Consider the following 10,260-nt stretch of genomic DNA (forward strand, 5'->3'; position numbering starts at 1 on the left):
GCGACGCGCGACGCGCGACGCGCGACGCGCGCAGGCTAGTGCGCGACGACCGGCTCGGCGCCCTCGACGACCGGCGGGCGCCGGACGAAGAACGACCCCACGACGGCGAACACCGAGATGATCGCGCCGACCAGGAACGCGGCGCGCACGCCGGCTCCCGTGGCGGCGGCTCCGGCACCGGACTGGCTGGCCGCCGCGGTGGCGGCCAGGGTCATCACGGTGACGAACACGGCGGTGCCGGCGGCGCCCGCCAGCTGCTGCACCGTGCCGACGATCGCGCTGCCGTGCGAGTACAGGTTCGACGGCAGCGACCCGAGGCCCGAGGTGAACAGCGGCGTGAACATGAAGGCCAGGCCGATGCTGAGGGCGACGTGGGCGGCGAGGACCATCGGGATCGGGGTGGACTCCGACACCGTGGACATGAACCACAGCACCGCGCTGACCAGGGTGGTGCCGGGCACGAGCAGCACGGTCGGGCCGTACTTGTCGAACAGGCGTCCCACGACGGGCGACAGCAGGCCCTGGACGAGGCCGCCGGGCAGCAGCAGCAGCCCGGTGGCGAGCGGGTCGAGGCCGTGCACGTTCTGCAGGTAGATCGGCAGGACGATCAGGGTGCCGAAGAGGGCGATCATGCCGACGCCGAGCACCGACGCCGAGATCGTGAAGGTGCGCGACGAGAACGTGCGCAGGTCGAGCAGGGCGCGGTCGCGACGCTGCAGTGAGCGCTGCCGCAGCACGAACGCGACGAGCGCGACGACGCCGACGGCCAGCGGCACCCAGGCGGGGACGGCGGCCTCGGCCCCTTCGCCGATCGAGCTGAGCCCGAAGACGATGCCACCGAAGGCGAAGGCCGACAGGATCACCGAGGTGACGTCGAGGGGCACCTTCTTCGGCGTGGTGACGTTCTTGACGCGGGCGGCACCGAGCGCGAGCGCCACGAGGGCGATCGGCAGCACGAGGATGAACATGAAGCGCCACTCGAGCACGCTCAGGATGACGCCCGAGATCGTCGGGCCGATGGCCGGTGCGACCGAGATGACGATCGAGATGTTGCCCATCGTGCGGCCGCGCGTGGCCGGCGGCACGAGGGTGAGCACGGTGGTCATCAGCAGCGGCATCATGATCGCCGTGCCCGAGGCCTGCACGACGCGGCCGAGCAGCAGCACGCCGAAGCCGGGAGCGATCGCCGAGATGGCCGTCCCGAGGCTGAAGAGGCTCATCGCGGTGATGAACACCGGGCGGGTGTTGAAGCGCTGCAGCAGGAAGCCCGTGATCGGGATGACGACGGCCATGGTGAGCATGAAGCCCGTGGTCAGCCACTGGCCCGCCGTGACGGTGATGTCGAGGTCGCGGGTGAGGCTCGGCAGGGCGACGCCCATGATCGTCTCGTTGAGGATCACGACGAAGGCCGACACGAGCAGCAGCCCGATGACGAGCTTGTTGCGCGCCTCGGTGCCGGCCTGGTCGCCGTCGGCGCCCGTCGTCGCGGTGTCGCCGGTTCGGCTCTCGCCGGCTCGGCTGTCGCCGACGGTCGTCGGGGGAGAGGGGTCGATGCTCAAATGGGGCTCCTCGGAGGTGACGGCGGTGTGCCTGTGCGACCGAACGTACGAGACGGTCCGGTTCTTCCCGATCCGTCCGATCGCGTCGCCGTCACCCCGAGGAGGCGCGGTGCCCGTCGGTCAGACGTCGCGTCGCTTCACGAGCGCGAGCGCCAGACCGAAGAGCACGACGACCCAGCCGACGAGCACCAGCAGGGCGCTCCACGGCTCGAGGACGAGGGCCCCGTCGGGGCTCGGCAGGGCCATGGCCGACTGGCCGGAGACGACGTAGTCGTAGAGCCGGGCGGCGGCGTTCGGCGGGATGATCTCGGCCAGTGTGTAGACCCAGGCGGCGTCGACGAACGCCGTGAAGATCTGCACGATGATCGGCAGCACGAAGACCAGGCCGACCGAGGCCGCGATGGCGCCGGCGCCGTTGCGGATGATCGCCCCGAGCGAGAAGGCGATCATGCCGATGAAGGCGATCGAGGCCGCGGCTCCGACCACGCTGCGCCAGAGGGCACCGTCGCCGAAGTCGACCGTGATGTCGTTCGACGGCAGGATCGCGCTGTTGATCAGCAGGGTCAGGACGAGGGCGACCAGCGACACCACGAAGAGCGTCAGCGCGACGACGACGAGCTTGGCGACGACCGCGGGCAGGCGCTTGGGCACCGTGGCGAATGTCGACCGGATCATGCCCGTGCCGAATTCACCGGTGATGACGAGAGCACCCAGGATCGACGCGACGAGCTGGCCGAACACCACGCCGACCGAGACGGACTGCGCGACGATCTGCTGTTGTTGCTCGGTGCTGGCCTCGCCGGCCTGGAACAGGCCCGCGCTCAGGGCGAAGAGGGCACCGAAGCCGACGATGATGACGACCATGATCGCCAGGCACCACCAGGTCGAGCGCAGCGTGCGCAGTTTGACGACCTCGCTGCGCAGCACGCCGCCGAAGGTGAGCTTCGAGGTCGGGCGCACGGGTCGGTCGCGGTGACGGGTGGGGGTCGTGGCGGTCATCGGGTCGCTCCCTGGGGGGTCTGCGTGTCGGGGGCGACGTGGCTGCCTCGCGCCGCGCCTCCTGCGTGGTATTCGACGGAGTCCTGCGTGAGGGTCATGTACGCGTCCTCGAGTGAGCGGACCAGCGGGGTGAGCTCGTGCAGCACGACGCCGGACGAGGCGGCGAGGTCGCCGACCCGCTCGGCGGTGATGCCGCGCAACTCGACCACGCCGGGTTCGACGGCCGTGACGGCGACGTCCGGCCCCTGCAGCAGCGAGACGAGGTGGTCCGCGTGCGGGCTGCGGACGCGCACGGCGTCACCCGACGCCTGCGAGATGACGTCCGAGATGGGGGAGTCGGCGAGCACCTTGCCGCGCCCGAGCACGATGAGGTGGTCGGCGGTCTGGGCCATCTCGCTCATCAGGTGCGACGAGAGGAACACGGTGCGACCCTCGCTCGCGAGGAAGCGGGCCAGGGTGCGCACCCAGACGACGCCCTCGGGGTCGAGGCCGTTGACGGGCTCGTCGAGGATGACGGTGGCCGGGTCGCCGAGCAGCGCGGCGGCGATGCCGAGGCGCTGGCCCATGCCGAGCGAGAACCCGCCGACGCGCTTCTTCGCGACCGACTCGAGGCCGGTCAGGGCGATCACCTCGTCGACGCGCTTCTTGCCGATGCCGTGCGTGGCGCCCATGGCGAGCAGGTGGTCGTGGGCGCTGCGACCGGTGTGCACGGCCTTGGCGTCGAGCAGGACGCCGACCTCGTGCAGGGGGGCCGCGTGGTCGGCGAACCGCTTGCCGTTGACCGTGACGCTGCCGCTGGTGGGGCGGTCGAGCCCGACGATCATGCGCATGGTGGTGGACTTGCCGGCGCCGTTCGGGCCGAGGAACCCGGTGACGAGACCGGGTCGGACCGTGAAGGTGGCGTCGTCGAGCGCGCGCTTGTCTCCGTAGATCTTGGTGAGGTTCCGGGCTTCGATCATCGCGTGCGTCCTGTCGTCGGCATGCTGAGGGGTGTCCGCATCGCCTCAGGCTAGGGGTGCGGTGCGCTCGGGGGCATCCCCCGCCCGGCCGAGACCGGTGGATGCGCGAGTGGTCCGCTCGGTGGACGCCGCGTCCCGGGGTGGACCCGTTACAGTCGTCCCTCGTGATCGCCGACACCCTGCTCGCCGCCCTGCCCGCGTCCACCGGCGGGGGGTTCGTCCTCTTCAACCCGGACGAGCTGCTGCCCGCCCTGGGGCCCTGGGCCCTCGCCGGCATCTCGCTGATGGTCTTCATCGAGTCGGGCGTGCTGTTCCCGTTCCTGCCCGGCGACTCCCTGCTCTTCACCGCCGGCGTGCTGCACGAGGCGCTGGGGCTGCAGGTCTGGGTGATCGCCCTCTGCGCCTTCGTCGCCGCGGTCCTCGGCGACCAGGTGGGTTACTTCCTCGGCAACCGCTTCGGCCGACGCCTGTTCAAGGACGACGCACGCATCTTGAAGACGGCCTACCTCGAGCGTGCGGAGGCCTTCTTCGCGAAGTACGGCGGCACGAGCCTGATCCTCGGTCGGTTCGTCCCGATCGTCCGCACCTACGTCCCGCTGGCCGCGGGGACCGCGGGCTACCGGTACCGCAGGTTCCTGCTCTTCAACGTGACCGGCGCCTTCCTCTGGGCCGTGGGCATGACGGTGCTCGGCTCGCTGCTCGGCGGCATCCCGTTCATCCGCGACCACATCGACGTGCTGGCGGTCGTGCTCGTCGTGCTGTCGGTCGTGCCCATCGCCCTGCACGCCCTGCTCGCCTGGCGCCGGTCGCGGCGTGAGGCGGCCCTCACCGAGCTGCGGACCGCGGACGTCGGCGACGACGCGGGCACCGGTCCGGGCTCGGCCGGCCGCCCCGAGTGACCGGTACGCCGCTCGGTTCGGTCGAGGACCTCGTCGCCCGAGCCCTGGCGGTCCACGCCCGGACGCAGGAGGCGCGGCGCGGCTCCTCCGCGGGCCTCGCGTCCCCCGGCGGTCCCGCCCCGACGTCCGTCCGCACCCTGATCGGCGTCGCCGGCGAGCCCGGCGGTGGCAAGAGCACGGTCGCCGCGGCCGTCGTCGAGGGACTCGCTCGGGTCGGGGTGAGGGCCGTCGTCGTGCCGATGGACGGGTTCCACCTCGCGGGCGCCACCCTGGCCCGGCTCGGTCGCCTCGACCGCAAGGGCGCGATCGACACCTTCGACGCCGACGGCTACCTCGCCCTGCTCGAGCGGCTGCGGTCCCGGTCGGGGCCGGTGTGGGCACCCGAGTACGTCCGGGGCGTCGAGGAGTCGATCGGCGGCGCGGTCGAGGTCGATCCGTCCGTCGAGGTCGTGGTCAGCGAGGGGAACTACCTGCTGGCCGAGCTCACGCCCTGGCCCGCGGTGCGCTCGACGTTCGACGAGGTGTGGTTCGTCGACACCCCGGCCGAGCTGCGACGGCGCTGGCTCGTCGCCCGTCACGTCCGCTTCGGCATGACGCCCGGAGCCGCCGAGGCCTGGGCCGCGGGTCCCGACGAGGCGAACGCCCGGCTCGTGCGGGCCACCCGCGCCCGGGCCGACGTCGTCGTGGACGCCGGTCGCCTCTGGCCCGACGCCTGACCGACCGCCGGTGTCGGGGGTCCACCGTAGGGTTGACGATCATGCGCCTGTTGTTGATCCGCCACGGTCAGACCCCCGACAACGTCGAGGGCGTCCTCGGCACCGTCGCGCCCGGCGTCGGGCTCACCGACCTCGGTCGACGGCAGGCCGAGGCTCTGCCCGCCGCCCTCGCCGACGAGACGATCGGTGCCCTCGCCGTCAGCACGCTCGTGCGGACGCAGCTCACCGCGGCTCCTCTGGCCGCCGCCCGGGGCCTCGCGCCGACGGTGCTCGACGGGTTGCGCGAGGTGAAGGCGGGCGACCTCGAGGGCCGACACGACATCGAGGCGGTCACGGCCTACGTCGGCTGCGTCTTCTCCTGGGCGTCGGGCGACCTCGACGTCCGGGTGCCCGGTTCCGAGGACGGGCACGAGTTCTACGCGCGGTACGACGCCGCGTTGGCCGACCTGATCGCCGGGGCCGAGGGCGACGGGCACGAGACGGTCGCGGCCGTCAGTCACGGTGCGGCCATCCGGGCCTGGGTCGGCTCGCGGGCGGTCAACGCCGACGACGAGTTCATCCGTCAGCACCTGCTCGAGAACACGGGGGTCGTCACCCTCGAGGGCAGCATCGAGGCCGGCTGGCGCCTGCAGACCTGGCAGGGCCTGCCCGTCGGCGGGGCCGAGCTGCTCGACCTCGAGGCGGCGGACCCCACCGGCGAGTCCTACTGAAGCCCGACCCGGGGCCCGACCCGTCGACCACCTGTCGCGCCTAGGCGCGCACGCGCTCCACGCCGTCGCGCCTAGGCGCGCACGCGCTCCACGCCGTCGCGGCTAGGCGAGCAGGCGCTCCACGGCCGGGCCGCCGAACTTGCCCTCGGGGTCGATGTCGCGCACGAGGTCGGCGAAATCCGTCAGCCTCGGGTAGGCCGCGACGATCGCCGCGTGCGGCAGGGCCGACAGCTTGCCCCAGTGGGGGCGCGGGGTGAACGGGGCCAGCGCCTCCTCGACCCGGGGGATCAAGGCCGCGACCTCGGCGGGGTGCTTCTTCCAGGTGAAGGCGATGCCCAGGCTGTCCTGTGGTGTCGGGCTCAACCAGAGCGGGTCGCCCGCGACGGTGCGGGTCTCGCAGGTGTGCAGGTGCGGGCGTAGCTCGTCGCCGAGGCGTCGTACGGCGCGGAGGGCGGCCGCACCGTCCTCGAGGGCGACGAAGTGTTCGCTCTGCAGTTCGGAACCCACGGACGGGGTGGCGTCGATGCGGAAATGCGGCAACCGGTCGGCCCACGACCCCACGCTGCCGTCCATGGGCGTCGACTTCGTACCGGTGACCTCGGCGTGCTCGTCGACGGGGGCGGGGCGGGCGCCCCACAGGTCACGGGGCATCGACACGTCGGCGAGGCCGTCGGGCACGCGCGACTTGACCAGCACCTCGCGGATGCGGTGGTCGAACTCGTGGAAGAAGCTGACGCTGTACCCGGCTCCCATGACGTCCATCAGGTGGTCGTCGACGCTCGACCAGGGCAGGTCGACGTAGGTGTCCTGTCGCATGCGGAACCCGGGTTGGACGTCGAGGGTCACCCGGACCACCACGCCGAGGGCGCCCAGGGCCACGACGCTGCCGTCGAAGCCCGGCTGTCCACGACGCACGGTCCGGAGCGACCCGTCGGGCCCGACGATCTCGAGGGCCGACACCGCGCTCGACAGGCTCCCGAGGCCGAGTCCCGAGCCGTGGGTGCCGGTCGCGATCGCTCCACCCACCGAGATGTGCGGCAGCGAGCCCATGTTCAGCAGGGCGAGTCCGTGTCGGTCGAGGTGCTGCGCGACGACGGCGTAGTTCGTGCCGGCCCCGACGGTCACGCCGTGGCCGTCGTCCGAGATCACCGGGTCGGCGGGCAACGCCGTGGTCGAGACCAACAGCCCCGGTCCGTCGGCCACGTCGCTGAAGGAGTGGCGCGTGCCCAGGGCCCGGATGCGCGGGGCCCCGGCGACCAGCTCGCTCAGCTCGTCGATCGTGGTCGGCTGCACGACCCGGGTCGCCCCGTAGCTGAAGCTGTCGGCCCAGTTCCGCTCGTCGCGTCGGGGTGGCCGGAGGGTCTCGTGCGTCGTCGTCACCGGTCGAGTCTCGCACGCGTCCCCGGCGGGCCCGGCGCCCGGTGTCGCACGCGTCACCGCCGCGCCCGGCGTCCCCGGCGCCCCGCGGCTCAGGCGGCGATGCCCTCCTCGTCCTCGCGGACGGCCACGCGCTCGTTCGCGAGCCGGGTGCGGCGCACGCTCCAGAGGTGGGTGAGTCCGGCGAGGGCGAGCCCCGCGGCCAGCCAGAGTGCGAGCGTCAGACCGGCCCGGCCCCATGCCTGCCCGGGGAAGTACACGATCGACTGCGTGGCGTGCAGCCAGGCCGAGCCGTTCCAGAAGGCACCCAACGCGCCGAAGAAGGGCGGCACGAGCTGCGACGAGAAGACTCCGCCCGAGCTGGTGAAGTTCAGCATGACGAAGAGCATGGTCAGGGCCGGCGTCGTCCAGTGGCGGAGCAGGGGGTGCAGGCCGATGCCGATCACGACGACGGCGGTCACGTACAACCAGCTGACGAGGGCGACGCCCCAGAGGCCGGTCGTGACGATGCCGTAGACGGGGCCGACCACGACGGTGCCGATCGCCGCGATCACGGCCGCCGTGACGACCCCGGCGAGGAGGCGCGAGCCGAGTCCCAGCCGGGCGCTCGCCGCCGAGATGGCTGCGGCACTCGCGTACGCGCCGACGCTCAGGGCGACGAGCAGGAAGAACAGGCCCTGTCCGGTCGGGTCGCCCTCGCCGCTCGGGACGACGTCGTCGACCTTCAGGGGCAGCCCGAGTCGGTAGGCGACCGGACCGAACACCTTCTGCAGGACGCTCGCGGTCGTGTCCGACGCCGCGGACGAGACGTACAGCGTCGCGTCGGTGGCGCCCACCTCGAACGCACCCGAGATCTCGCGGTCGGTGATGAGCCTGCGCGCCGCGTCGGCGTCGGCGACGGTGCGCACGTCGAGGGCGTCCGGGTCGGCGTCGTTGAGCTGTTGGGCGAAGACCTCGCTCTGGGCCGAGCTGCCCACGACGGCGACGGGCACGTGGTGGGGGGTCGGGTGGCCGAAGGCGCCGAGGTAGGCGAGGGCCATGCCGGTGGCCAGGAAGAGCGGGATGAGCACGTGCAGGCCGAGGGACCGCCAGGCCGCTGCGTCGGGACGCGGGCGTCGCGCGGTCGCGGGCCCGGCGTGCTGGTGACCCCGGTGGAGGCGCGGGTCGGGTCGGTCGTCCCGGTCCCGGAGCGCGTCGGCGCGGAACGGGTCGTGGTCGGGGCGTGCGCCGTCGTCCGGGCGGTGCAGGGTCAGGTCGGTGGTCGTCACGGGGCTCCTCGTGGTCGGGGGCGCCGTTGCCCGTCGGTCTACAGTTGCATTCTGCAACACAAACGACCCCCTCGGTGTTCCCGACCACCCGCCGTTAGGCTGATCCCGTGACGGACCAGCGGGGGCAGCGAGGAATCGACACGGTCTACTCGGAGCTCGAGACCGTGTCCCGACGGGCCGTCGCCCGTGCGCGGCACAAGAGTGCCCCGCTGTCGTTCGTCGAGCACTCGCTCGTCACCTTCATCGCCACCCACCCCGGCTGCCGCGCCACCGACATCGCCGCCGACTTCGGGCTGAACCGCTCGACCGTCTCGCGCCAGCTCGGCGGACTCGTCGAGCTGGGCCTGGTCGAGCCCGGCGCGGGGGCCGCGGTCGAGGGTCGCCGCGGCCAGGCGCTCACGCTGACCGCCCGTGGTCGTGACCTGCTCGCCCGATCGGTCGACGCCAACCGGTCCGCACTGGCCGACCGGCTCGAGGGATGGACGGCCGCCGAGGTCGACGCGCTCGCCGCGGCGCTCCACCGTCTGAACTCGGCCTTCGTCGACTAACCCGCCTGGCGGCTCGGCGCCCGTGCCCGGTGCCGGGTGCCCGATGGCCGGCCCGGCCCGGCCCGGCCCCGGCCCGGCCCGGCCCGGCCCGGAACGGCGATGCCCGTCGTCGTGGGCGACGGCTGTCGCCGACCCGCGCCTCCTCGTCGATCGGGGTACAGATCGTGTGACGGATGTGACTGGAGTCATGTCGTGCATCCCCCTGTGAACCCCTGACTGGGGACATGCCGATGACGAGAAACCCTGAGGTGCGGGTTTACCCTTCCCGGTTCCGCCCGTAGGCTGAGCGGGTTCCCCACCCCCGACGACCGTCGATCCGGCGCGTCCAGCGGGCTCAGGACCGACCACAGATAGGTGCTCCTCCGTGACTTCGCCCGTGTCCCTGCCCCGCCGTCAGGGCGTCGCCGCCGCCGTGGCGACGGTGCTGCTCAGCCTCACGCTCGTCGCGTCGGGCGCGGTGCTCGGGGGCTCGCCCGCACAGGCCGCCTCGTACCCGACGTGGGACGACGTCCAGGCGGCCCGGTCGAGCGAGTCGGCGAAGGCATCCGAGGTCAGCCGCATCCAGGGGCTGCTCGACCAGCTCGCGAGCGACGCCACCACCGCCCAGGCCGAGGCTGAGCGTCTCGGTGCCGAGTTCGAGCAGGCCCAGGCCGATGCCGACGCCGGTGCCGCCAAGCTCGCCGAACTGCAGTCGCAGGCCGACGAGAAGGCTGCGGTGGCCGACGCCAGCGAACAGCGCGCCGGTCAGGTCTCGGCCCAGCTCGCCCGCACCGGTGGCGGTGACGTCTCGTCGCAGCTCGTGGGCGACACCGAGCAGGCCGACGACCTGCTGTACCGCCTCGGCGCGATGAGCAAGCTCACCGAGCAGACCGACGGCATCCGTCAGCAGGCCGTGAACGACCGCAACGTGGCCCAGTCGCTGTCCGACCAGGCCAAGGTCGCCTCGGACGCGCTCGTGAAGTTGCAGGGAGCCGCCCAGGTCTCGATGGACGAGGCCCAGGCCGCGTCCGACGCGGCCGCGGCCGCCGTCGCCGCCCAGCAGGAGAACGAGTCGCGCCTCCAGGGCCAGCTCGCCGTGCTGCAAGACCAGAGCCTGCAGACCGAGGCCGACTACGCCACCGGCGTCGAGGTCGCGCGTCAGGCCGAAGAGGCCCGCAAGGCCGCCGCTGCCGCCGAGGCCGCCCGCCAGGCCGAGGCGCTCCGTCAGCAGCGCGCCGCGGCTGCC

General features: G+C 72.7%; 9 protein-coding genes and 1 pseudogene. 5 read left to right on the top strand and 5 right to left on the bottom strand.

The genetic code is table 11. The annotated features are described in order from the left end of the window. Positions 1 to 35: 35 nt before the first annotated feature. The 3 genes from IFT36_RS13155 to IFT36_RS13165 all read right to left on the bottom strand — a co-directional run bounded on the left by IFT36_RS13155 (position 36) and on the right by IFT36_RS13165 (position 3,517). A complete protein-coding gene (locus IFT36_RS13155; protein ID WP_207114414.1) occupies positions 36 to 1,559 on the bottom strand; it encodes a DHA2 family efflux MFS transporter permease subunit in 1,524 nt (507 codons plus the stop codon). A 120-nt stretch (positions 1,560 to 1,679) separates the two neighbouring features. Next, positions 1,680 to 2,558: an ABC transporter permease subunit gene (locus IFT36_RS13160; protein WP_159825984.1), complete on the bottom strand. Its 879-nt coding sequence runs from the start codon at positions 2,556 to 2,558 to the stop codon at positions 1,680 to 1,682. Continuing rightward, a complete protein-coding gene (locus IFT36_RS13165; protein WP_043593111.1) occupies positions 2,555 to 3,517 on the bottom strand; it encodes an ABC transporter ATP-binding protein in 963 nt (320 codons plus the stop codon). Before IFT36_RS13165 ends, IFT36_RS13160 begins: the two co-directional genes overlap by 4 nt. Before the next feature lie 164 nt (positions 3,518 to 3,681). Here IFT36_RS13165 and IFT36_RS13170 point away from each other — a divergent pair, with 164 nt between their 5' ends. The 3 genes from IFT36_RS13170 to IFT36_RS13180 are packed head-to-tail and all read left to right on the top strand — an operon-like array spanning position 3,682 to position 5,842. Next, entirely contained in the window at positions 3,682 to 4,416 is a 735-nt protein-coding gene (locus tag IFT36_RS13170) for a DedA family protein (RefSeq protein WP_236556936.1), read from the top strand. Then, the gene (locus tag IFT36_RS13175; RefSeq protein WP_307785107.1) at positions 4,413 to 5,132 is read left to right on the top strand and encodes a nucleoside/nucleotide kinase family protein; all 720 of its coding nucleotides are present in this window, start codon (positions 4,413 to 4,415) and stop codon (positions 5,130 to 5,132) included. Before IFT36_RS13170 ends, IFT36_RS13175 begins: the two co-directional genes overlap by 4 nt. Before the next feature lie 41 nt (positions 5,133 to 5,173). Further along, the gene (locus IFT36_RS13180) at positions 5,174 to 5,842 is read left to right on the top strand and encodes a histidine phosphatase family protein (protein ID WP_200413356.1); all 669 of its coding nucleotides are present in this window, start codon (positions 5,174 to 5,176) and stop codon (positions 5,840 to 5,842) included. A 102-nt stretch (positions 5,843 to 5,944) separates the two neighbouring features. On the opposite strand, the gene IFT36_RS13185 is transcribed toward IFT36_RS13180, so the two are convergent. Next, positions 5,945 to 7,222 carry an FAD-binding protein gene (locus IFT36_RS13185; protein ID WP_056046688.1) on the bottom strand — a complete coding sequence of 426 codons (1,278 nt, stop codon included), beginning with the start codon at positions 7,220 to 7,222 and terminating at the stop codon, positions 5,945 to 5,947. Positions 7,223 to 7,311: 89 nt separating this feature from the next. After that, positions 7,312 to 8,487 (bottom strand): ABC transporter permease, encoded by a 1,176-nt coding sequence (locus tag IFT36_RS17005; protein ID WP_307785108.1) that lies wholly within the window; start codon positions 8,485 to 8,487, stop codon positions 7,312 to 7,314. A 107-nt stretch (positions 8,488 to 8,594) separates the two neighbouring features. Between IFT36_RS17005 and IFT36_RS13190 the strand changes: the two genes are divergently transcribed. Next, the gene (locus IFT36_RS13190; RefSeq protein WP_123570572.1) at positions 8,595 to 9,035 is read left to right on the top strand and encodes a MarR family winged helix-turn-helix transcriptional regulator; all 441 of its coding nucleotides are present in this window, start codon (positions 8,595 to 8,597) and stop codon (positions 9,033 to 9,035) included. A 364-nt stretch (positions 9,036 to 9,399) separates the two neighbouring features. Next, positions 9,400 to 10,260, top strand: a pseudogene (locus tag IFT36_RS13195) (M23 family peptidase); the annotation flags it as partial.

This window comes from Frigoribacterium sp. CFBP 13605, from assembly GCF_014839405.1.
Taxonomy (GTDB): Bacteria; Actinomycetota; Actinomycetes; order Actinomycetales; family Microbacteriaceae; genus Frigoribacterium.